The organism is Rhodococcus sp. RDE2 (assembly GCF_020885655.1).
GTDB classification, from domain to species: Bacteria; Actinomycetota; Actinomycetes; order Mycobacteriales; family Mycobacteriaceae; genus Rhodococcus; species Rhodococcus pyridinivorans.
In genome coordinates, this window is sequence record NZ_AP025186.1 from 4106861 (window position 1) to 4130328 (window position 23468).

Here is a 23468-nt window from a genome sequence, read left to right on the forward strand (position 1 = left end):
CATGTACGCCTTCGGCCGGAAGCAGTGCCCGCGACGGACGACCAGGGGTGTCGAAAACCCGGTCTCACCCTACCGACCTGGCACTCACGTGTTGCGAGTGCTAAGTGCATTCTTAGCACTCGGGGGTGGCGAGTGCAAGATTACCGGCACCCGCCACCCCCGTCACGAAATCCGCGAAAGACCGACTACACGGTCGTCCGGATCATCGGTGCGGCGCTCGCTCAGCGCGGCGTCGAACCGACCCCCACGGCGCACCACTGCCCCGTCGCGGTGTTGACCGCGAACGACTGGGCACCGACACACGTGACGCCGGTGGTGTCGGCCGTGGCGCCCGACCCGTAGCCGGCCACCGACAGGGTCGTCGCCGGGCCCTGCGCCCACGAGTGGCTCAGTCCGCCGCCGAGCGCGTAGGCGAACGAACGGCCGCCGTCACGGGCCGCACTGAGCGCCGTGCCGAAGCCCGTCGCGTGGGCTTCGGCGGCGCCGGCCGACTCGGCGACCGACACCGCGGTGCCGCTGTCGGCCGCATACGCGCGAGCGAAGGCGTCCTCGGCGGTGGCGCCGCAGCTGGCGGTATCGGACACCAGGATGTCGTTGGCAGAAGGAGGCGACACACAGGTAACCGGCGCCGCTGCGGCGGTACCCCCACCGAACAGCGCGGCCGAGGCCACACCGACGGCGACGAGTACACCGGCCCGGAACGAACGGCGCGCGGTGAGAACGGATCGGAAGGAACGAATGGACAAGAACGGGCTCCTCTGCACTGGAGTGCCTCTTCGCGAAAGGCGGCGTCTGCGCGAACCGGGGAACGAGCGCCCCGCGCGAACGGGGGGCCAGCGCCCCGGCGGTAGGGTACCGATCACATGCGTCTCACGCGATACCATGTGTCACAGACTGTCGAGGAGCCCGGGGAGATCGGCGACGGAGTCGATGACGTGGTCGGGACGATCGACCGCCAGGTCCAGGACGGATTGCCGAAACTTGCCGGTCCGCACCAGGATTCCCGTCATACCGAGGCGTTGTCCCGGGACGACCTCGCCCGCGATGTCGTCGCCGACGACCACCATCCGGTCCGGTTCGACACCCATCCGCTCCGAGGCGACGAGGAAGCCGCGCAGCGACGGCTTTCCCACCGCCACCACAGACCGACCGGTGAGCTCCTCGAGTCCGGCCAGGTAGACGCCGGTGTCGATGCGCAACCCGTCGGCGGCCTGCCAGGCGAGCGCCCGGTGCATCGCGACCACCGGGACGTCCTCGAGCATCAGCTCGGCGACGCGACTCATCGCCCGGTGCGTGAAGGCATCCCCCGCGCCGCCGAGGAGCACCACTTCCGGATTGTCCTCGTCCAGCACGAGACCGTCGAGATCCGCTGCGATGTCGCCCTCGTTGAGGACCCAGCAACGCAGGCCCGGATAGGTCTGCCGGACGTGGTCGACGGTGAGGGACACCGCGGTGACGATCTCGTCCGGCGACACCTCCATCCCGAGATCGGTGAGCCGCTGCGCGATCTCGGCGCACGTCCGGGAGGTGGTGTTGGTGAGGAAGGCGCGGCGGACGCCGTCGGCACGCAGTCGTGCCAGGACGTCCGCCGCGCCCGGGACGGGCTGCCACTCGGTGACGAGCACGCCCTCGATATCGAACAACACCCCGTCCACACGCGTCATGCATCGAGCCTATCCGCGTGCGTGCCTACGGCGACAGGCTCGGCTCACACGCTTCCGGCGAGACGCTCGGCGAGCAGGCGGGTGAACCGCGCCGGATCCTCCACCTCGCCGCCTTCGGCGATCAGCGCCATGCCGTGGAGCAGCTCGGCGACGTCGGCGAGCGAGGCGTCGTCCGGACGCTGTTCCCGGGCCGTGCGCAGACCCGATACGAGCGGGTGACCGGGGTTGAGTTCGAGGATCCGCTTGACCCGCGGCACCGGCTGACCGGACGCCTTGTACATCCGCTCGAGTGCGGGCGACATGCTGAAGGTGTCGCCGACGATGCACGCCGGGGAGGACGTCAGACGCGACGAGAGCCGCACGTCCTTGACCTGCTCGTCGAGGGTCTCCTTCATCCACGACAGCAGGTCGCCGAACTCCTTCTCCTTCTCCTCGCGTTCGGCTTCGGCAGCCTTCTTCTCGTCCTCGGTACCGAGGTCGACGTCGCCCTTGGCGATCGACTGGAAGCGCTTGCCCTCGAACTCCGGAACGGAGGTCACCCACATCTCGTCAACGGGATCGGTCAGGAGCAGCACCTCGATGCCCTTGTCGCGGAACGCCTCCATGTGCGGGGAGCTCTCGAGCAGCTGCCGCGACTCGCCGGTGAGGTAGTAGATCGCGTCCTGGCCGTCCTTCATGCGCTCGACGTAGCCGGCGAGCGTGGTCTGCTCCTCCTCGCTCGCCGTCGAGTCGAACGACGAGATCGCCAGCAGCGTGTCGCGGTTGTCGGTGTCGGAGATCAGACCCTCCTTGACGACCCGGCCGAACTCGCGCCAGAACTTCGTGTACTTCTCGGGTTCCTTCGCGGCCATGTCCTTGACGGTCGCAAGGACCTTCTTCGTCAAGCGGCGGCGGATGGCCCGGATCTGCCGGTCCTGCTGCAGGATCTCACGAGAGACGTTGAGCGACAGGTCCTGTGCGTCGACCACGCCCTTGACGAAACGCAGGTACTCGGGGACGAGATCCTCACAGTCGTCCATGATGAACACGCGCTTGACGTACAGCTGCACGCCGGTGCGCCGTTCGCGGGCGAACAGATCGAAGGGCGCGTGCTCCGGGATGAACAGCAGCGCCTGGTATTCGAAGGTGCCCTCGGCCTTGAGCGGGATGATCTCGAGCGGCTCGTCCCAGGCATGGGCGATGTGCTTGTAGAAGTCCTTGTACTCGTCCTCGGAGACCTCGTCCTTCGAGCGCGCCCACAATGCCTTCTGCGAGTTGAGGGTCTTGGTCTCGAAGGTCACCTCGTCGGTGCCGTCCTCCGACTTCGTGGTGCGCGAGACCTCCATGCGGATCGGCCACGCGATGAAATCCGAGTACTTCTTGACGATCTCCTCGAGCTTCCACTGCGAGGTGTAGTCGAACAGGTGGTCCTCGGCGTCCTCCGGCTTGAGATGCAGGATCACCGAGGTGCCCTGGGGCGCGTCGTCGACCTCGGCGATCGTGTAGGTGGATTCGCCGCTGGACTCCCAGCGCGTACCGGTCGTCTCCCCGGCCTTGCGGGTGACCAGCGTGACCTTGTCGGCGACCATGAACGACGAGTAGAAACCGATACCGAACTGGCCGATCAACTCCTCGGAAGCGGCGGCGTCCTTGGCCTCGCGCAGCTTCTGGCGGAGTTCGCCCGTGCCGGACTTCGCGAGGGTGCCGATGAGGTCGACGACCTCGTCGCGGTTCATGCCGATGCCGTTGTCGCGCACGGTCAGGGTGCGCGCGTCCTTGTCCACCTCGAGCTCGACGTGCAGGTCGGAGGTGTCGACGTCGAGATCCTTGTTTCGGAACGACTCCAGCCGGAGTTTGTCCAGGGCGTCCGACGCGTTGGAGATCAACTCGCGCAGGAAGGTGTCCTTGTTCGAGTAGATCGAGTGGATCATCAGATCCAGCAACTGCCGCGTCTCGGCCTGGAATTCACGCTGTTCGACGTTCGTACTCATTCCGGGTTCCCTTTCCACAAGCAGAACTTCCCCGGAAATAGTAAGCCGTCCGCGAGTCCGGCCCGTTCGCGCTTCCGGGTCCATGATGGAGGTGCAGGCTTCGTCGTTCACAGGAGGTTGCGATGACGGTTCGTCGGACGGTGGTCGTCGGTGCGGGCATCGTGGGTCTGTCCACCGCGTGGTTTCTGCAGGATCGAGGCATCGAGGTCACGGTGCTCGATCGGGTCGGCGTGGCGGGCGACGCCTCGTGGGGCAACGCCGGTTGGCTCGCGCCGGCACTGACCCTACCGCTACCCGAGCCGGGGGTGCTGCGTTACGGCTTGCGCTCGATGTTCCGGCCGTCCTCGCCGGTGTACGTGCCGCCCACGACGGATGTGCGGTTGCTGCGCTTCCTCGCCGACTTCGCCCGGCACTGCACGAGGCGGCGGTGGACGTCGTCGATGGAGGTCTTCGCGCGCGCCAACCGTCTCGCCCTCGATGCCTACGACGATCTCGCCCGCGGGTCGGGCGACACGATCGTCACCGAGCCGACGCGGGTCGCCGATCCGTTCCTCGCGGCGTTCACCTCGGACGACGACCGTCGGCTGCTGGTCGAGGAGTTCGAGCACGCGCGTGCCGCCGGCAGCGAGATCGACTTCGACCTGCTCGACACCGACACGCTGCATTCGCTCGAACCGCTGCTCGGGGACTCGGTGCGGGTGGGTCTCCGGATCCGGGGGCAGCGGTTCATCGATCCGCCGCGGTTCGTCGCCTCGCTGGCGCACGCGGTCCGCGCCCGGGGTGCGGAGATCGTCACCGACGTCGACGTCGAGGAGGTGCGCGACACCGGTCGCGGGGTGGATGTCGTCGTGGCCGGTGGGGACTCGCGGTCGGCGGATGCGGTGGTGCTTGCGAACGGAGCGTGGCTCGGGTCGCTCGCCCGGCCGTTCGGTGTGCGCACGCAGGTCCAGGCCGGTCGTGGCTACAGCTTCAGCGTGCGGCCGCCGAGCCTGCCGAAGAACCCGGTCTACTTCCCGGCCCAGCGGGTGGCGTGCACACCACTCCAGGACCGTTTCCGGGTCGCGGGAATGATGGAGTTCCGCAGCCCCGACGCCCCGCTCGACCCGCGACGCATCCGGGCGATCGTCGACGCGACCCGTCCACTGTTGCGCGAGGTCGACTGGGACGGGCGCAGCGAGGAGTGGGTGGGCTCGCGGCCGTGCACGGCGGACGGGCTCCCGCTGATCGGCCGCACCCGTTCGGAGCGGGTGTACGTCGCCGGCGGGCACGGGATGTGGGGTGTGGCGCTCGGTCCCCTCACCGGACGGCTGCTCGCCGGGTCGATGACCGGCGAGCCGGATCCGTTGCTCAGGTCGTTCGATCCGCTGCGCTGACCGACCCGGATTCGAAACGGTCGCGCACGCGGTCGAACCATTCGAGGACGGCCCGTTCGTAGAGGATGCCGAAGTCGAGGGTCGCCGCGGCGTGCGGCGGAAGGATGTCGGCCGCCGCCTGCTGTTCGTAGGCGGCGAGCTGCTCCTCGTGTCTGCGGCGATGGTCGGCGAGCATCGAGGCGAGGCGCTCGGGCGGGAGGTGATCGCCGAAGGCGACGGTCAGCAGCAGCGGATGGCGGATGTTCTCGTCGCCCGGTTCGCGGTCGATCCATTCGGCGAAGGCCGTGCGTCCGGACTCGGTCAGCAGGTAGGGCTTGCGGTCGCGCGGGCCCTTCTCCCCTGCCTCGATCAGTCCCTGCCGTTCCATCGCCGCCAGTTCCCGGTAGACCTGGCTCGTCGTCAGCGACCAGAACTTGCCGATGCGCGTCTGTGCGGTGGACACCAGGTCCCAGCCCGTTTTGGGGCCTTCGTGGAGAAATCCGAGCAGTGACGCGGCGGTGGCGTTGAGCGGTCGTCCGGTCATTGCCGGTTCCTTTCTCGATTCGGGTACGGAAAAGACTTGACATTCCACTGTGGCATATCCACCCTGGAATCAGGTGACATTCCATTGTGGAAGATCCCGGAGGGCACCATGGAACACACATCCACTACCGGCCCCAGCACTGCGACACCCCCGCTGCGCATCTCCGATGCAGAGCGCGAAACGATCGTCGACGAGCTGGGGCGCCACCTCACCGCCGGACGGTTGACGATCGCCGAGTTCGACGAGCGTGTGGCCCGGGTCTACCGCGCCGTGACGCAGGACGACGCCGGCGCCGTCCTCGCCGACCTGCCGTCGGCACCCGCTCCCACCCCGCCCCCGCCGGCCCAGAACCCGCTCTCACGTCTGCGCCTGCCGCTCCACCAGCGCATCGAGTGGGGAGCGTGGGCTGCCGTCGGGTCGATCAATCTGGTGGTGTGGGCACTGGTCTCGCTCGGAACAGCTTCGCTGATCTACTTCTGGCCGATCTGGGTCATCGTTCCCTGGGGTCTCGTCCTGGTGGGACGCACCGCACTCGGACTCGAGGGCGGTCCGGACCGCCGCAGGGCCGACGACCACATCCGCAACGCCCGGCGACTGCACCGCGAACACATGCGCCGCGCGGCCGTCATCCACCGGCGTGCCGTCATGCACCGGCGTGGACTGAATCCGCACTGCGGGCGATCGAGTCGTACCTGGTGCTGATGTTCCCGAGATAATGGGGGTGCGTGAGGATGTAGGGGGCGTCGATCGCGATGCCGCGGACGACGATCTCCCCCGCCGTCTCCGGTGCCATACCGGCGTTCCCGCCCTTGATGTGGTCCACGCGCCGGACCTCGCCGCCGAGCCTGGCGGTGCTGTCGTCGAGTCCCGAACGCACGAGCCCCGGGCACAGAACCGAGACCCCGACACCGTGCGGGGCGAGTTCGGCGCGTAGCGCTTCGGACATCGCGACGACGGCGGCCTTCGCTGCGCTGTACACACCGCGGCCCGGCACACCCGCGGTCAGTCCCATGACCGAGGCGGTGTTGACGATGTGCCCGCGTCCGCGTGCCCGCAGGTCACCCGCGAAGGTCGAGACGCCGTTGAACACCCCGGTGACGTCGATGTCGATGACCGTGTCGAAGACCTGAGGATCGAGGTCGGCGAAATCGGTTCCGTTGAACCCGATCCCGGCATTGTTGACGAGGATGTCGACCGGACCGAAGGCGTCCTCCGCCTCCTGTTTCACGCTGCGCCAGCCCTCCCGGTCGCGCACGTCGAGGACCGCCCCGCGGAGGAGGCGGAAGACTCCCGTCCGGTCGGCGAGCGTGGATTCTATTGCCGCATCGTCGATGTCCGCGATCGTCACGGCCACTCCGCGGTGGGCCAGGGCGTCGGCGATACCGCGGCCGATGCCGCTCGCACCTCCGGTGACGAGCGCGTGGCGCGCCGAGGCGATGTTCATGGAGGAGGCTCCGTTCGTCGAGGTCGTTGGTTCGGTGAGGACGGCGGTCCGGTGAGATCAGCGCGACCGGCGGATCTTTCCGAAGTCCCAGCTGCGCACGCTGTGCGGAGTGACCCGCAGCCACGCGTGACGGCCGTCCGTCGTGAACTCGTCGCGACCGGCGTACTTGCGGGCGAAGGACAGTTCGACGCCGCGCAGCAGTTCGTCCTCGACGGTGCGCGTGACGATCTCGGGGCGGGAACCGCGCGGCACGTCGCCGACACTCACCGCGGTTCCGCGCACCTCGACGCCACGCAGATCCGTGAACTGCTCCCCACCGTCGACGACGACCGCGATGCGCGGATCCTTCTGCAGGTCGGTCCACCGGCGGCTGCGGACGACGGAGTTGAGCCACAGGAAGGCGCCGTCCCAGACGAACCACAACGGAGCGACGTGCGGGCTTCCGTCACCGCCGATCGTGGCGACGCGGCACGTCCGCTCGGCGGAGAGGAAGAGATCGATCTCCTCCTTCGTCATCGAAATCCCGGCGCCGCGCGTGCGCAACGTGCCGTTTCCACTCATCAGGCCTCCTACCTGCACGAATCCTCGTCAAGAATTTTATTCTCTTTCCTGAGAAAGATGTTCTCATCCGGCGAGTGCGAACACAACAGTCCGATGGGTCCGACCGGTCTGCGATAGTCGGGACCAGCCGTGCCCATCCCGGGCATCCCGCACGCCGGAGACGGAGCTGCCGATGTTTCTTCTCGACGACAGGCTGGTCTTCGGCGCCGGAGATCTCACCCGCGCCGCCTCGTGCGAGTTCGCACTGCTCCGCAGCCTCGACTCGGCGCTCGGTCGCCTTCCGCGTCCCGACACCGAACCCGACGCGATGCTCGACCGCGTCGTCGCACTCGGCGGCCGCCACGAGCAGCGTGTCCTCGACCGGTTCCGCGCGCAGGTGGGCGCGGAGAAGGTCGTCGAGATCGCCCGGTCCGAGTACACCGCGCACGCACTCGCCGAGGCGGCGCAGGCCACCCTCGACGCCGTCCGGGCCGGCGCGCCCGTCGTCTACCAGGGCGCTTTCTTCGACACCGCCCCCGATCCGCTCGGCATGATCGGCTTCTCCGACTTCGTCGTCCTCGAGGACGACGGCTACGCCGTCTACGACAGCAAACTCTCCCGGCACGCGAAGGTCGAGGCCCTGCTGCAGCTCGCCGCCTACGCGGACGCACTCGCGCGCACCGGGACGACGGTGTCCTCGCAAGCGCATCTCGTCCTCGGCGACGGCTCGATCGCGTCCTACCCGCTCGCGGAGATCATGCCGGTCTACCGGCACCGACGCGCCTGCCTCGAAACCCTTCTCACGTCGCACCGCGCTGCCCCCGAGCCGGTGCGGTGGGGAGCGGGTGGGCACACCGCCTGTGGTCGCTGCGACGACTGCACCCCGGAACTCGAACGTCACCGCGACCTGCTGCTGGTCGCGGGGATGCGCAGCACTCAGCGGTTGCGGCTGATCGAAGCGGGCGTGTCGACCATCGACGACCTCGCCGCATGCGCGGCACCTGTCGACGGGATGGCCCGCCGCACCTTCGAGACCCTGCGCGCGCAGGCACGGGCGCAGCTCGAGGAGGAGAGGCGGGGCAGTCCCTACGCGGAGGTCTACGACGCCACCCCGCTAGGCATCCTGCCCGCGCCCGACGAGAGCGACATCTTCTTCGACTTCGAAGGCGACCCGCTGTGGTCCGAGGGCGGCAGTTCCGAGTGGGGACTCGAGTACCTGTTCGGCGTGGTGGAGGGACCTGCCGACGCACCGGTCTTCCGTCCCTTCTGGGCACACGACCGCGAGCAGGAGCGACAGGCGCTGCTGGACTTCCTCGACTACGTCACCGACCGGCGACGTCGCCACCCGAGGATGCACATCTACCACTACGCCCCGTACGAGAAGACAGCGTTGCTGCGGTTGGCCGGCCGCTACGGCGTCGGCGAGGAGATCGTCGACGACCTGCTGCGCGAAGGTGTGCTCGTCGACCTGTATCCCGTGGTGCGCAACTCGATCCGGGTGGGCGCCCGGGCGTACGGACTGAAGAAGCTCGAACCGCTCTACACCGACGTCGACGAGGCGCGCGACGGCGATGTCGTCGACGCGGGCGCCTCGATCGTCGCGTACGCCGACTACTGCGCACTGCGCGACGCCGGGCACCTCGAGGAGGCGGAACGCGAACTCGCATCGATCGCCTCCTACAACGAGGCCGACTGCATCTCCACCCTGCGTCTGCGCGACTGGCTGCTCACCCACGCCCGCGACCACGGCATCTCCCCCACCGAGACGACCCACGACGAGGCCGCTCCCGACGCAGAAGCGCACCCCGTGGAGACGAAACTCCTCGAATACGTCGGCGGCGCACTGGCGGGCGACCGCACCCCGGAACAGCAGGCGGCCGCACTCGTGGCCGCGGCCATGGGCTATCACCGGCGCGAGCGGAAACCATTCTGGTGGGGGCACTTCGACCGTCTGTCCACGGTTCCGGAGGAGTGGGCGGACGCCCGCGACACGCTGGTCGCGGCGACGTGCACGCTCGAGACCGACTGGCACAAGGCCACGGCCCGCCAGCGACTCCTCCGGCGCCGGCTGCACCTCGCGGGCGAGTTCGAGCCGGGCAGCACATTGCGCGCCGGGCAGGACGCCTTCCTGTTGTACGACGCGCCGGGACCGGACGGACTGCCCGACGGCGGCGCCGGGACGCGCGCGTGGTCGCGCGGCGTGGTCGTCGAACGCACCACGGGGACGGACCATCCCGACGTGCTCGTCGTTGACGAGCCGCTGCGGACGGACGAGGAGTACTCCGTGCTGCCGATCGCCGTCACACCCGGCGCGCCGATTTCGTCGAAGAACATCGAAGCGGCCATCGCCTCCGCCGCCGAGGCGATGTGCGACGAGCTGCCGGCTCTGCCGTCGACCGCGGCGGTGGACGTGCTGCGCCGCATCCCTCCCCGCCTGCGCTCCGGCGCCGCGCTGCCACCGCTCGGCGACGACGCGGTCGGCACGATCGTCACGGCCGTTCTCGCCCTGGAGAATTCGTACCTGGCGGTGCAGGGCCCACCCGGCACCGGGAAGACGTACACCGGGGCTCGGGTGGTGGCGGCGCTCGTGAACGAGCACGGCCGGCGCGTCGGCGTGGTCGCGCAGTCGCATTCGGTGGTCGAGAACATGCTGGCCGGCATCGTCGCCGCGGGAGTGTCGCCGGAACGGGTCGCCAAGGCGAAATGCCAGAGCCGCGAACCGACGTGGACCGCCTTCCCGGACGCGAAGTCCCTTGCGGCCCATATCGGTACGTCCACCACCGGCTATGTGGTGGGCGGAACGGCCTGGGACTTCACGAATCCGAACTGCATCAAGCCCGGCAGCCTCGACCTGTTGGTGGTCGACGAGGCCGGTCAGTTCTGCCTCGCCAACACCATCGCCGTGGCCACGGCGGCGTCGAATCTGCTGCTGCTCGGCGATCCCCGCCAACTGCCGCAGGTCTCGCAGGGCACCCACCCCGAGCCGGTCGACGAGTCCGCCCTCGGGTGGCTCGCCGAAGGACACGGTGCGTTGCCCGCCGATCGCGGCTACTTCCTTCCGGTGACCTGGCGGATGCATCCGGATCTGTGCGCGCGGGTGTCCGAGCTGTCCTACGAGGGACGACTGCGGTCGAAGTCCGAGATCACCACGCGCCGCGCGCTCGACGGCGTCCCGCCCGGCGTCCGGCTCGTGGAGGTCGCACACGAGGGCAACGCGACCTGCTCGCCCGAGGAGAGCGCCGAGATCGTGCGCGCCATCGCGGCCGTGCTCGGTTCGGCGTGGACGGACGACGCCGGCTCCCCGCCCCGCCCTCTCGGCGAGAAGGACGTCCTGGTGGTCGCGCCGTACAACGCTCAGGTCACCCGCCTACGACAGGATCTCGCCGCCACAGGTCTGCACCGGGTCCAGGTGGGCACCGTCGACAAGTTCCAGGGCCGCCAGGCGGCGATGGTGTTCGTGTCGATGACCGCCTCCGCCGTCGAGGACGTGCCGCGGGGCATGTCGTTCTTGTTGTCCCGCAACCGGTCGAACGTGGCCCTCTCACGCGGCAAGTGGTCGGCGGTGATCGTGCGGTCCGGCGCCCTGACCGATCACCTCCCGTCGACCCCGGACGGTCTGATCGAACTCGGGGCGTTCATGCGGCTGACGGGAGCGGACCCGACCGGGACGTGACCGCACTCACAGCGTCCGTTAGGATCGACGACGATCCTGTTACCTCAGGTATCAGATACACGGGACCCGGTCGCCCGAGAAGACCCGGTCCCCCGAGCACAGGAGTACGCGTGTCGAAGACCCTCGAGGCCACGATCGAGATCACCGCCTCCCCCGAGGAGGTGTGGCGCGTGGTGTCCGATCTGAAGCGGATGGGCGAGTGGAGCCCGCAGTGCCGTCGGATGATCGTGCGCGGCGGACCGGTGTCGGCCGGCACCACCACGATCAACATCAACAAGAAGGGCCTGCTGGTGTGGCCCACGACGTCGAAGGTGATCGACTTCGAACCCGGCCGTCGCCTGAGCTTCCGGATCAACGAGAACCGCTCCATCTGGCCGTTCACCCTCGAACCCACCGCCACCGGCACGCGGGTCACCCAGCGGCGCGAGGCACCCACCGGGACCAGCAAGGTCTCGCAGACCCTGGTCAAGTATGTTCTCGGCGGCACCGAGGCGTTCGACGACGAACTGACGATGGGGATGAACGCGACTCTCGCCCGTCTCAAGAACGAGATCGAGGCGGGCGCGCGGGTCTGACCTTCCCTCCTCCGCTCACGTACGCTGGAGTGCCTGCGGACCGACAGGACCCGCCCGCGCGACGGGCGGGTCCACTGCGGTCCCGGATCACCGATCGCCAGCGATAAGAGGAGCCCGTGGCACGTAAGCCGACGCCCGCCGGAACACCCCCCACCAGCGGGGTAGCCCACATGGTCGACCTGGTCAGGCATGTCGTGCCGCCCATGCATCCGGGCGGCATCCCCTTCGTCGCAGCTCCACTGGCCGTGGCGACCCTCGGCCGCCGCAAGCCCTGGCTGCGCCGCGCCGGTCTCGCATCGGCACTGGCGTGCGCCACCTTCTTCCGGCACCCGCACCGCGTGCCGCCGAACCGCGCCGGGGTGGTCGTCGCTCCCGCCGACGGTGAGATCGCTCTCGTCGACCATGCCGTGCCGCCCGCCGAACTCGGGCTCGGCAGCGAGGAGCGCCCCCGGGTCAGCATCTTCCTGTCCGTCCTCGACGTGCACGTGCAACGCAGCCCCGTCGGCGGCACCGTCCGCTCGGTGGTCCACACCCCGGGCAAGTTCCTCTCCGCCGATCTCGCCGACGCGAGCGAGGTCAACGAACGCACCAGCATGCTCATCGAGACGCGCGACGGCGCCGAGGTCGCCGTCGTCCAGATCGCCGGGCTGCTGGCACGGCGCATCGTCAACGACGCGCAGATCGGCGACACCCTGCCGATCGGCGACACCTACGGCCTGATCCGCTTCGGATCCCGGGTCGACACCTACCTGCCGGTCGGGAGCACCCTGCTGGTCGAACGCGGTCAGCGCACCATCGGTGCCGAGACCGTCCTCGCTCAGCTGCCCACGGTGTCGTGAGTCCGCACACGCAGGGTTCGCGTGCGGTCGCGACCGGGCGGTCCCGCAATCGGCCCAACGTCGTCCGTCTGCTGCCGAGCGTCATCACGATCCTGGCGTTCTCCGCCGGACTGTCGGCGGTGAAGTTCGCGCTCGACGGACAACTCGGCACCGCGCTCGGCATGATCGGCGCCGCGGCCGTCCTCGACTCGCTCGACGGCCGCATCGCCCGCATGCTCGACGCGACCAGCAAGATCGGCGCCGAACTCGACTCGCTGTCGGACGCCGTCGCGTTCGGTGTCGCCCCGGCGCTCGTGCTCTATGTGACGTTGCTCGACGGCAGCCCCTTCGGTTGGATCGTCGCCCTGCTCTATGCAGTGAGCCTCGTGCTGCGGCTCGCGCGCTTCAACACCCTGCTCGAGGACGACAGCGTCCCCGCCTACGCACGCGAGTACTTCGTCGGTGTGCCCGCACCGGCGGCCGCCCTCATCGCGCTCGCACCCGTCGCCGCCCACATCCAGTGGGGCGACGGCTGGTGGACCGCCTACGGGCTGGTCGCGGTGTGGATCCTCGGGACGGCCGGGCTCGCGATCAGCCGCATCCCGACCTTCGCGATGAAGTCGGCGTCCGTGCCCGCGCGACTCGCCGTGGTGCTGCTCGTGCTGGTCGCGGTGGCGGCGGCCGCGCTGGTCACCTATCCGTTCATCCTCATGCTCGTGCTGGTCGCGGTCTACCTCGCGCACATCCCCTTCGCGGTGCGTTCGCGGCGCTGGGTCGCGGCCCGGCCCGAGACCTGGGACATCAAGCCCTCGGAGCGACGCGCACTGCGTGCCCGCAACCGCGCGCAGCGTCCGCGTCGTGTCGCGGCCCGGCGTGTCGCCACGTCGGCGAGATCTCAGGCGCGACTCGGGCTGCGCCGCCCGCGAGGGCGATGACATGCGACCCGCGAGGGCGATGACATGCACGACCCGCGAGGACGCTAGTCACGTTCTAGGCTCGGCGGGGTGACGACCCCACAACTCTCACTCACCGTCCGGCTCAATACCTCCGCCGCCGACTCGCGGCGCGGTGTCGTGCGTCTGCACCCCGAGGCGCTGGCCGCGCTGGGCCTGCGGGAATGGGACGCGATCGCGCTGGTGGGAGCGCGTCGCACGGCGGTCGTGGCGGGTCTCGCCCCCGCCGGCACCCCGACCGGCACGATCCTGCTCGACGACGTGGTGCTCTCGAACACGGGCCTGAAGGAGGACGCGACGGTCGTCGTCGCGCCGGTGACGGTGTACGGCGCGCGCACGGTGACGGTCACCGGCTCCACCCTCGCGCGGCAGTCGATCCCGGAGACCACCCTGCGTCAGGCGCTGCTCGGGAAGGTCCTCACCGTCGGAGACGCGGTGTCGCTGCTCCCCCGCGATCTCGGACCGGGCACGAGCAACGCCGAGACGACGCGGGCTCTGTCGCGGACCTTCGCGATCGCGTGGACCACCGAACTGCTCACCGTCTCGTCGGTCGATCCGGCCGGGCCTGTGAGCGTGCAGCCGAACACCGCCGTCGTGTGGGGCGGTGGCCCGGGTGCCCTGCCGTCCTCCGTGCCGTCCGCCTCCGGATTCGTCTCGTCGGGGTTCGTCGTCTCCTCCCCCGCGACCGACCGTCCCGAATCGGCCCCCGCCACGCCTCCGGCACCGCCGGTCGAGGATCTCGTGGGTGTGCAGGCCCAGGTCGCGAAGCTCTCCGAGTGGCTCACCCTCTCGCTCGACGAACCCGAACTGCTGCGCACCCTCGGCGCGTCACCGCATCTCGGGGTGCTCGTCACCGGTCCCGCCGGGGTCGGCAAGGCGACCTTCGTGCGCTCGGTGGTCGCCGACCGGCGTCTGGTCGAGGTCGACGGGCCGGGTGTGGGTGCACTCGCCGCCGACGAGCGGCTGCGCCGGATCTCCGCGGCGGCCGAAGCGGTGCGCGGCGGTGGCGTCCTGCTGCTCACCGACGTCGACGCCGTGCTGCCCGCCGACACCGAACCCGTCGCGACGTTGATCCTCGACGAGCTGCGGCGGGTCGTCGACACCGAGGGCGCGGTGCTGATCGCGACCACCGCGCATCCCGACGACGTCGACTCCCGGCTGCGCGCCCCGGAGATCTGCGACCGCGAACTGTCCCTGCCGCTGCCCGACGGCGCGACCCGCCGGGCCCTCCTCGACGTGCTGCTGCGCTCGGTGCCGTCCACCGGTCTCGACCTTGCCGCCGTCGCGGGTCGCACCCCCGGTTTCGTCGTCGCCGACCTCGCGGCGCTGTGTCGCGAGGCGGCATTGCGCGCGGCGTCGCGGGCGAACCGCGACGACGACGAACCCTCGCTCGTCCAGGACGACCTGCTCGGCGCGCTCGAGGTGATCCGTCCGCTGTCGCGATCGGGTTCCGAGGAGCTGGCGATCGGCAGCGTGAGCCTCGATGACGTCGGCGACATGGTCGAGACGAAGCAGGCCCTGACCGAAGCCGTCCTGTGGCCGCTGCAGCATCCCGATTCGTTCGAGCGTCTCGGCGTCGACCCGCCGCGCGGTGTGCTGCTGTACGGCCCGCCCGGTTGCGGCAAGACCTATCTCGTCCGCGCTCTCGCCGGCACGGGACGTCTGAGCGTCCACGCCGTCAAGGGCGCCGAACTGATGGACAAGTGGGTCGGTGCGTCGGAGAAGGCGGTGCGCGAGTTGTTCGAGCGTGCCCGCAACTCGGCACCGGCGTTGGTGTTCCTCGACGAGATCGATGCTCTCGCACCGCGTCGCGGGCAGAGCTCCGATTCCGGGGTGTCCGACCGGGTCGTCGCGTCGCTGCTCACCGAACTCGACGGTGTCGAGCCGCTGCGCGACGTCGTGGTGGTGGGAGCGACCAACCGGCCCGACCTCATCGACCCGGCTCTGCTGCGTCCCGGCCGGCTCGAACGTCTCGTGTTCGTGCCGCCGCCGGACGCCGAGGCCCGGGCCGCGATCCTGAAGACCGCGGGCCGATCGGTACCGCTCGACGACGACGTCGACCTCGACGACCTGGCCGCCGGACTCGACGGCTACTCGGCCGCGGACTGCTCGGCGCTGCTGCGCGAGGCCGCGCTCGCGGCGATGCGGCGCAACGTCGACGCCGCCGTGGTCACCGCCGAGGACGTCGCGGTGGCCCGGGAGAAGGTGCGCCCCTCGCTCGATCCCGTGCAGGTCGCTCATCTGCAGGCCTACGCGGAGGGCCGTTGAGATGGCCGTGACCACCGCGGTCCGCGTCGCCGGACCGGCAGCCGTCCTCGCGGCCTTCCTCGCCGCCGGGGTCGCGATCCTCGTCCCGGCCGCGGGCGAATCGGTCCTCCCTGAGGGTGCGCGCAGCGAATGGGCACCCGTGGTCACCGCCGCGCTCGCCGTTCTCTCGGCGGCCGGGCTGCAGCGGACCGGCTCCCGACGTACCGCCTGGATGCTGGCCGCCGCCTCGATCGTGGTCCTCGGGTCGATCCGCTATCTCGTTCCCGCCGGCATCTCGGCCGACAGCCTGACGGTCGTCGGATGGGTGATCGCCGCGATCACCGGTGTGCTGCTCGGGGCGGCGACCGCGGGCTCGTGGGGTTCGGCGACCGGTCAGTGGGCCCTGATCGCCGGTGGGTGGGCGGCCTTCCTCACCGCCGCAGCCGTCGGTTCCGAGGTCCCCGTGGAGGCCATGCGCTGGACGGTTCCCCAGTGGGCGCTGGCCTTCGCACTCGTGGCAACGGTCGCCGCCGCGCTGACGGTGCCTGCCGGGATGCGCGTGCAGCGGGCCGATCCGCGGTTGCTCGCGATCATGGTGACCGCCGCGGTGGTGCTCTCGGTGGGCTACCGACTGCTGGGTGAATTCGTGGGTTCCCGCGCGAGCGACACGGGTGTGCTCCTGTGGCTGGTCGCCGGTGGGGCGCTCGCGGTGGCGGTCGTCGGTGCCGAGATCGTCGCGCGCCTCGTCCCGCCCGGAGACGACCGGTTCGTCCTCGCGGTCACCGGGGCCGTGGCCGCGGCGTACCCCGTCCTCGTCGAGTTGTGGTCGGGTATGCAGTCCGCGACCGTGCCGTGGTGGGTGCTGCTCGTCGCGGTGGCCGCCGTGGTCGCCGGGGTGCGGCTCTCCCCCTACATGCCGTACGCGCTTCCCGGGCTGATGCTCGCCGCGTCGATCTCGGCGGCGACGGTGTGGTGGCCGTCGGAGATCGGCGAGGGAATCCCTCTTGCGGTGCGAGTGGTGCTCGTCGCGCTGGGCACCGGTCTCGCACTCGGGGCATCGTTGCCGGGCTCGGCGTCCGTCGCGGCTCTCGGCCTGGCACTGCCGGTGCCGGCGACGGCCGTCGTCGGGGCGGTGTGGATGCTTCCAGCGGATGCGCAGTGGTCGGCGCTCGCACTGTTTGCCGCGGCCGTGATCTGTGCGTGGCAGGTGCGCTAGCGCTCTCACCTCCCCGATTCGCAAGCGTGCGAAGACAACCGTTAGGATGTGCACAATCCGTTTTGCCCGATGACGGCGAACGGCGTGCATGTCGGGGCGATCCCCGTTTCGGCGGTGTGCCGTCCGCTGTGACGACAGCGAGTCCCACGGCCCGCAGTCAGTTTCACCCCGCCGACAGGCCCGACCCCGACGGAGTGCCTTTTGATCGCCATACTCGTTGCCCATGCGGTCGCTGCCCTTCTGGCGCCGCTTCTGGTCCGAGTCATGGGGAGAAATGCATTCCTGCCGCTCGCGGTGGTGCCCCTCGCGAGTCTCGGCTGGGTCGTCACCAACTGGGGAACCGATCAGAAACTGCAGATCGCGTGGGCCTCGACGCTGTCGATGAATTTCGATCTGCGCTTCGACACGCTCGCGGCAATCATGTGCGTGCTCGTTTTGGGCATCGGCTCGTTGATCCTGCTCTACTGCTCGCGCTATTTCGAGGACGACGAGCCCCGCCTGGGCTTGTTCGCCGCCGAGATGGTCGCCTTCGCCGGCGCCATGTTCGGTCTGGTGGTCAGCGACAACATGTTGCTGCTCTACACCTTCTGGGAACTGACGACCGTCCTGTCGTTCCTGCTCGTCGGGCATTACGCCGAACGCGCCTCGAGTCGCCGTGCCGCCACCCAGGCCCTGCTCGTCACCACGGCCGGTGGTCTGGCGATGCTGGTCGGCATCATCATCCTCGGCGAGATGGTCGGCAGCTACAACCTGTCCGACGTCGTCGCGGCGGCACCTCACGGATGGCTCGCCGGCGTCGCCGTGGTGCTCGTGCTCGTCGGCGCACTGTCGAAGTCCGCCGTGGTCCCGCTGCACTTCTGGCTGCCCGGCGCGATGGCCGCCCCCACCCCGGTGTCCGGATATCTTCACGCCGCGGCGATGGTCAAAGCCGGCATCTACCTCGTGGCCCGGCTCGCACCCGGCTTCGCGGACAGCGCCGCGTGGCGGCCGATCGTCATCGGTCTCGGTCTCGCGTCGATGATCCTCGCCGGCTGGCGAGCGTTCCGCGCCTTCGACCTCAAGCTCATCCTGGCCTTCGGCACCGTCAGCCAGCTCGGCTTTCTCACTGCGCTGGTGGGTACGGGCAGCCGGGAAGCGGCCCTGGCGGGCCTGGCGATGGTGATCGCCCACGCCCTGTTCAAGGCATGCCTGTTCATGGTGGTCGGCATCATCGACCACTCCACCGGCACCCGCGACATCCGCAAACTCGCGCATCTCGGCTCTGCCGCCCCCTACCTGATGGTGATCGCGATACTTGCGGCGGCGAGCATGGCCGGTCTGCCGCCGTTCATCGGTTTCGTCGCGAAGGAAGCCGCGCTCGAGTCGTCGCTAGTGGCCGAGGTGCTCCCCGAATGGGCGCGGATCGCCATGACTGCGGGCATCGTGGTGGGCTCGATCCTCACCCTCGCCTACAGCATCCGGTTCATCTGGGGGGCCTTCGGTCGTAAGCAGCTCAAACGTCCGAGCCCCGCGGTGCAGAACCTGCACGCGCCCGGCCCGCTGCTGCTCACCGCCCCGAGCGTCCTCGCGTTCGCCGGTCTCGCCGCGGGCTTCGCGAGCTCGTGGATCGACCATCTGATCACCCCCTACGCCGACGAGCTGCCCACCGAACTCGACAAGCCCTACCACCTGGCGTTGTGGCACGGATTCTCCTTGCCGCTGGGTCTGACCGGCGTGGTGATCGTGGGCGGCACGGTCCTGTTCCTCGCGCACCGCACCATCGCGCGTCTGCGCTTCGAGCACCCGCCGCTCGGAAATGCCGACCGGATGTACGACGCGACCCTCCAGGGCATGGACACCCTGTCCCTGCGCCTGACCGCCTTCCTGCAGCGCGGTTCGCTCCCCCTGACCCAGGCGACCATCCTCATCACCCTGGTGGCGCTCCCGACGGTGCTGATGTTCTTCTTCGGGCTGAGCACGATGCCGTCGACGCGCGCGTGGGACTCGATCTGGCAGCTCGGGGTGGGGTTGATCATGATGGCCGCCGCGATCACCGCGACGGTCCTGCGCAACCGTCTCGGCGCAGTGTTGGTCGTGGGCGTGACCGGTTACGGGCTCGGGGTGCTGTTCGCCCTCCAGGGAGCTCCCGACCTCGCGCTCACCCAGTTCCTCGTCGAGACCGTCACCCTCGTGATGTTCGTGCTGGTCCTGCGCAAGCTGCCCGCCGAGACCGACCCGGCCGCGGTGATGGGCAGCAAGTTCGCCCGCGCGATGCTCGGCATCGCCGTGGGCGCGGTGGTCGCCGGGATCGGCGCCTACGCCGTCGCGGCACGCACTACCGATCCGATCTCGCTGCTGCTGCCCGACGCCGCCTACTACGGCGGTGACGGCAAGAACATCGTCAACGTCCTGCTCGTCGACATCCGCGCCTGGGACACGATGGGCGAGATCTCGGTACTGCTGGTCGCTGCGACCGGCGTGGCCAGCCTGGTCTTCCGCACCCGCCGCTTCGGTACCGCCCCGCGTGTGGCGGATGCACCTGCGGCGCAGCTCGACGCGGTGTCCGCCAGCAACGAGACGACCTGGCTGCTCGGCGGCGATCTCATCGATCCGCGCTACCGTTCGCTGGTCCTCGAGGTCACCACCCGGCTGGTCTTCCCCACCATGATGATCCTGTCGGTGTACTTCTTCTTCTCCGGGCACAACGCTCCCGGTGGCGGGTTCGCGGGCGGTCTCGTCGCCGGTCTCGCGCTCGTGCTGAGGTACCTGGCCGGCGGACGCTACGAGCTCGGAGAGGCGGTTCCCATCGACGCCGGCAAGATCCTCGGCCTCGGACTCACCTTCGCGGCGGGCACCGCACTGGTGTCGATGTTCCTCGGCGCTCCGGCACTGTCGTCGGCGACCCTCGAACTCACGCTTCCGCTGCTCGGCGATATCAAGCTCGTGACCGCACTGTTCTTCGACCTGGGTGTGTACCTCATCGTCGTCGGCCTGATCCTGGACGTGCTGCGCAGCCTCGGCGCTCGCCTCGACGCCGAGACCGTGGGTGAGAGCCGATGACCGCGAACATCACGCTCCTCGCCATCGTCGGCGTGCTCGTCGCATCCGGTGTGTACCTGCTGCTCGAACGCAGCATCATCAAGATGCTGCTGGGCCTGTTGCTGGCCGGCAACGGCATCAACCTGTTGCTGCTCACCCTCGGCGGTCCCGCGGGCCACGCCCCGATCGTCGGTGTGGAGAGCGACGTCGAGCCGGACATGGCCGACCCCCTCGCCCAGGCGATGATCCTCACCGCGATCGTCATCACGATGGGTGTGGCGGCGTTCGTGCTGGCCCTGACCTACCGCTCCTACACCTACCGTGCACGGGACGAGATCGAGAACGATCCCGAGGACACCCTCGTGTCGCAGCGACGCAGTCTCGCCGACCTGCCGTCGCGCGACCGGTCCGACGACCCGCTCACCGGTATCCCGAGCAAGAGCGGCGACGCCTTCGACGCCGAGGGCAATCCCATCCCGCTCGATCAGCTCAAGAACATCGAGGACCTCGAGGCGTACGAGGACCTGCACGACGGCGACTTCGACGACCCGACCGACTCGGCCTACACGCAGAACCAGGGCGGGACGGACGAGTCCGGCCCTGCCGGTGAGGTCGACGAGGCCGTCCGCGCGGACGACCCCGACCCCGAGGCCCCCGACCCTGCCGAGGGCGAGCGGACCGGAGACGACGAGAAGAACGGGAAGGAGGATCGCCGATGAACCTGAGCGTCGCGAACCTCGTTCCCCTCCCCGTCCTCATCCCGTTGCTCGCCGCAGCCGCGACCCTGATCGTCGGCCGCCGTCCGCGCGTTCAGCGATGGATCACCGTCTTCGCGCTGGTCGCCTCGCTCGTCGTATGTGTGGCGCTGTTGTACTACGCCGACGCCGACGGCATCGCGGTACTGCAGATCGGCGGGTGGGAGGCGCCGATCGGCATCTCGTTGGTCGTCGATCGATTGTCGGCGTTGATGCTGGTCGTCTCGGCGATCGTGCTGCTGTCGGTGATGCTGTACGCGGTCGGTCAGGGTATCCACGACGGCAACGAGCAACAACCCGTCTCGATCTTCCTGCCGACCTATCTCGCGCTCACCGCGGGCGTCAACATCGCCTTCCTCGCCGGCGACCTGTTCAACCTCTTCGTCGGCTTCGAAGTGCTGCTCGCCGCCTCGTTCGTCCTGCTGACCCTGGGTGCGAGCGCCGACCGCGTCCGCGCGGGCGTCTCGTACGTCATGGTCTCGATGGTGTCCTCGCTGGTCTTCCTCGTAGGCATCGCCTTCGCCTACGCCGCCACGGGCACCCTGAACCTCGCCCAGATGGCACTGCGGATGGACGAGATCTCACCGGGCACCCGGGCCGCGATCTTCGGTGTGCTGCTCGTCGCCTTCGGTATCAAGGCCGCGGTCTTCCCGCTGTCGTCGTGGCTTCCCGACTCCTACCCCACCGCACCCGCACCGGTCACGGCCGTCTTCGCCGGCCTGCTGACCAAGGTCGGTGTGTACGCGATCATCCGGGCGCACACTCTGCTGTTCCCGGGCGGCGAACTCGACGACGTCCTGCTCGTCGCGGGCCTGCTCACGATGATCGTCGGCATCCTCGGCGCGATCGCGCAGAACGACATCAAACGTCTGCTGTCGTTCACGCTCGTCAGCCACATCGGCTACATGATCTTCGGCGTCGCCCTGTCGTCGCAGACCGGTCTCGCGGGCGCCGTCTACTACGTCGGCCACCACATCCTCGTGCAGACCACCCTGTTCCTCGTAGTGGGTCTCATCGAACGCCAGGCCGGGTCGGCATCGCTGCGACGCCTCGGCAGCCTCGCGCTGATGTCCCCGCTGCTGGCGGTCCTGTTCCTCATCCCGGCGCTCAACCTGGGTGGTATCCCGCCGTTCTCCGGGTTCATCGGGAAGGTCGCCCTACTGCAGGCCGGCGCGGAGGACGGTTCGGTCCTCGCCTGGGTCCTCGTCGCCGGTGGTGTCCTGACCAGCCTCCTGACGCTGTACGTCGTCGCGCGTATCTGGACGAAGGCGTTCTGGCGGGCACGTGCCGACGCTCCCGAGGGCGATCTCGCCGACATCGGCCCCTCGGCGCTGATCGACGAATCCGCCACCGACATCTCCTTCGAGGAACGCCCGGATGTCGGCCGGATGCCGGCCGCGATGCTCGTCCCCACGATCTGGCTCGTCGCGATCGGTGTGTCGTTGACCGTCTTCGCCGGTCCCCTGCTCGACATCAGCAACCGTGCCGCCGAGAACCTGCTCGACCGCACGGTGTACATCGAGGCCGTGCTGGGGGGTGAGCAGGAATGATGAAACGCGCCAACGTCCTGCGGCTGTTCGTTCTGGGATGGACGACCCTGGTCTGGGTGCTGCTGTGGGGCACCTTCAGCATCGCCAACATCCTCGGCGGTGTGGTCGTTTCGCTCGTCATCATGTTCGTGCTACCGCTGCCGCGTGTGCCCGTCGAGGGTCGCGTGCACGTGTGGTCCGCGATGCGACTCGGCGCGGTGATCTTCGGCGAGACCATCCGCTCGACGATCAACGTGGGGTGGCTCGCGATCCGGCCGTCCCCGCCGCCGGTCACCGGCGTGCTGCGCTGCCGGCTCACCATCAAGTCCGACCTGGTGCTGACACTGTGGACGGACATCATGAACAACATCCCGGGCACCATGGTGCTCGAGATCGACCAGGTGCGGCGGATCATGTACGTGCACGTCCTCGACGTGAGTACCGACAAGGCCGTGGCCGACTTCTACCGTTCCGCCCGCCTCATCGAGCGCCTCCTCATCCAGACGTTCGAACGCGAGTCGGAATGGCAGGCCAGCCCCTGGCGCAGCGGAACGGAGGAACTGACGTGACCGTGACACTGGCGATCGCGGGGGCACTGCTGTTCGTCTCCGCGGTCCTGATCACCTACCGCGTGATCGCGGGCCCCAACTCCCTCGACCGGCTCGTCGGCGTCGACGCCCTGCTCGCGCTCGGCATCTGCGGCATCGCGATCTGGGCGGTGTACACACGTGACACGTCGGTGCTGCCGGCCACGGTGGCCCTCGCCCTGGTCGGCTTCATCGGGTCGGTGTCCGTGGCTCGATTCCGGGTGCGTGACGAAGGATGACGACGATCATCGACACCTTCGCCCACCTCCTGATCCTCATCGGGGCGGTCATCTCGCTGACCGCCGCGATCGGCGTGGTGCGTTTCCGCGACACCCTGTCGCGCATGCACCCCGCCACCAAACCCCAGGTGGTGGGTCTGTTGTTCGTGCTGGGCGGCTCCATGATCATCCTGCGTAGTTCGATCGACATCTGGATGATGGCCCTGGCGGGTATGTTCATGGTGCTCACCGCCCCCGTGATCGCCCACCGGGTCGGCCGCATCGCCTACCGGGAGCAGCTCGGTCGCGACGGCCTGCTCGACGAGGACGCTCCCGGCGGTGCGTGACAGGTGACGAGGAGCTGA

Annotated in this window: 20 protein-coding genes; 14 read left to right on the forward strand and 6 right to left on the reverse strand. The window is 69.2% G+C overall.

Features of this window, described 5'->3' with window-relative positions:
• Positions 1–221: 221 nt before the first annotated feature.
• From LPH33_RS19155 to htpG, 3 genes are all read right to left on the reverse strand, one after another.
• A complete protein-coding gene (locus tag LPH33_RS19155; RefSeq protein ID WP_016691625.1) occupies positions 222–746 on the reverse strand; it encodes a DUF6764 family protein in 525 nt (174 codons plus the stop codon).
• Positions 747–887: 141 nt separating this feature from the next.
• A complete protein-coding gene (locus LPH33_RS19160; protein ID WP_229565455.1) occupies positions 888–1664 on the reverse strand; it encodes an HAD-IIA family hydrolase in 777 nt (258 codons plus the stop codon).
• A gap of 44 nt (positions 1665–1708) precedes the next feature.
• Positions 1709–3634 (reverse strand): molecular chaperone HtpG, encoded by a 1926-nt coding sequence (gene htpG, locus LPH33_RS19165; RefSeq protein WP_060650596.1) that lies wholly within the window; start codon positions 3632–3634, stop codon positions 1709–1711.
• Between the two features lie 122 nt (positions 3635–3756).
• On the opposite strand from htpG, the gene LPH33_RS19170 reads away from it, so the two are divergent.
• Positions 3757–5007: an NAD(P)/FAD-dependent oxidoreductase gene (locus LPH33_RS19170; protein WP_060650595.1), complete on the forward strand. Its 1251-nt coding sequence runs from the start codon at positions 3757–3759 to the stop codon at positions 5005–5007.
• On the opposite strand, the gene LPH33_RS19175 is transcribed toward LPH33_RS19170, so the two are convergent.
• On the reverse strand, positions 4982–5530 hold the full coding sequence (locus LPH33_RS19175) for a PadR family transcriptional regulator (protein ID WP_060650594.1): 549 nt from the start codon (positions 5528–5530) through the stop codon (positions 4982–4984). The two genes, LPH33_RS19170 and LPH33_RS19175, sit on opposite strands and share 26 nt — an antisense overlap.
• 108 nt (positions 5531–5638) lie before the next feature.
• Between LPH33_RS19175 and LPH33_RS19180 the strand changes: the two genes are divergently transcribed.
• Positions 5639–6232, forward strand: a complete 594-nt coding sequence (locus tag LPH33_RS19180; protein ID WP_081314351.1) for a DUF1707 SHOCT-like domain-containing protein — start codon at positions 5639–5641, stop codon at positions 6230–6232.
• On the opposite strand, the gene LPH33_RS19185 is transcribed toward LPH33_RS19180, so the two are convergent.
• On the reverse strand, positions 6174–6974 hold the full coding sequence (locus tag LPH33_RS19185; RefSeq protein ID WP_229565457.1) for an SDR family oxidoreductase: 801 nt from the start codon (positions 6972–6974) through the stop codon (positions 6174–6176). The genes LPH33_RS19180 and LPH33_RS19185 overlap by 59 nt on opposite strands.
• A 57-nt stretch (positions 6975–7031) precedes the next feature.
• Positions 7032–7535 carry a pyridoxamine 5'-phosphate oxidase family protein gene (locus LPH33_RS19190; RefSeq protein ID WP_229565459.1) on the reverse strand — a complete coding sequence of 168 codons (504 nt, stop codon included), beginning with the start codon at positions 7533–7535 and terminating at the stop codon, positions 7032–7034.
• Between the two features lie 172 nt (positions 7536–7707).
• Between LPH33_RS19190 and LPH33_RS19195 the strand changes: the two genes are divergently transcribed.
• From LPH33_RS19195 to mnhG, 12 genes are all read left to right on the forward strand, one after another.
• A complete protein-coding gene (locus tag LPH33_RS19195; RefSeq protein ID WP_229565461.1) occupies positions 7708–11187 on the forward strand; it encodes a TM0106 family RecB-like putative nuclease in 3480 nt (1159 codons plus the stop codon).
• Between the two features lie 110 nt (positions 11188–11297).
• Complete coding sequence (locus tag LPH33_RS19200) at positions 11298–11762, forward strand: SRPBCC family protein (RefSeq protein WP_229565462.1); 465 nt, start codon at positions 11298–11300, stop codon at positions 11760–11762.
• A gap of 116 nt (positions 11763–11878) precedes the next feature.
• Complete coding sequence (locus tag LPH33_RS19205; RefSeq protein ID WP_024101805.1) at positions 11879–12601, forward strand: phosphatidylserine decarboxylase; 723 nt, start codon at positions 11879–11881, stop codon at positions 12599–12601.
• On the forward strand, positions 12598–13515 hold the full coding sequence (locus LPH33_RS19210; protein ID WP_060650589.1) for a CDP-alcohol phosphatidyltransferase family protein: 918 nt from the start codon (positions 12598–12600) through the stop codon (positions 13513–13515). Before LPH33_RS19205 ends, LPH33_RS19210 begins: the two co-directional genes overlap by 4 nt.
• Positions 13516–13584: 69 nt before the next feature.
• The gene (locus LPH33_RS19215; RefSeq protein WP_229565464.1) at positions 13585–15801 is read left to right on the forward strand and encodes an AAA family ATPase; all 2217 of its coding nucleotides are present in this window, start codon (positions 13585–13587) and stop codon (positions 15799–15801) included.
• Between the two features lies 1 nt (position 15802).
• The gene (locus LPH33_RS19220; protein WP_138844146.1) at positions 15803–16996 is read left to right on the forward strand and encodes a hypothetical protein; all 1194 of its coding nucleotides are present in this window, start codon (positions 15803–15805) and stop codon (positions 16994–16996) included.
• Between the two features lie 201 nt (positions 16997–17197).
• Complete coding sequence (locus LPH33_RS19225) at positions 17198–20035, forward strand: Na+/H+ antiporter subunit A (RefSeq protein ID WP_229565466.1); 2838 nt, start codon at positions 17198–17200, stop codon at positions 20033–20035.
• Positions 20032–20733, forward strand: coding sequence for a Na(+)/H(+) antiporter subunit C (locus tag LPH33_RS19230; RefSeq protein WP_229565467.1), 702 nt, complete (start codon positions 20032–20034; stop codon positions 20731–20733). Before LPH33_RS19225 ends, LPH33_RS19230 begins: the two co-directional genes overlap by 4 nt.
• Positions 20730–22319: a Na+/H+ antiporter subunit D gene (locus LPH33_RS19235; RefSeq protein WP_229565469.1), complete on the forward strand. Its 1590-nt coding sequence runs from the start codon at positions 20730–20732 to the stop codon at positions 22317–22319. The genes LPH33_RS19230 and LPH33_RS19235 overlap by 4 nt, the downstream gene beginning before the upstream one ends.
• On the forward strand, positions 22319–22867 hold the full coding sequence (locus LPH33_RS19240) for a Na+/H+ antiporter subunit E (RefSeq protein WP_060650583.1): 549 nt from the start codon (positions 22319–22321) through the stop codon (positions 22865–22867). The genes LPH33_RS19235 and LPH33_RS19240 overlap by 1 nt, the downstream gene beginning before the upstream one ends.
• Positions 22864–23124, forward strand: a complete 261-nt coding sequence (locus tag LPH33_RS19245; RefSeq protein ID WP_060650582.1) for a monovalent cation/H+ antiporter complex subunit F — start codon at positions 22864–22866, stop codon at positions 23122–23124. Before LPH33_RS19240 ends, LPH33_RS19245 begins: the two co-directional genes overlap by 4 nt.
• Positions 23121–23450, forward strand: a complete 330-nt coding sequence (gene mnhG, locus LPH33_RS19250; RefSeq protein WP_060650581.1) for a monovalent cation/H(+) antiporter subunit G — start codon at positions 23121–23123, stop codon at positions 23448–23450. Before LPH33_RS19245 ends, mnhG begins: the two co-directional genes overlap by 4 nt.
• The last annotated feature ends 18 nt before the right edge of the window (positions 23451–23468 follow it).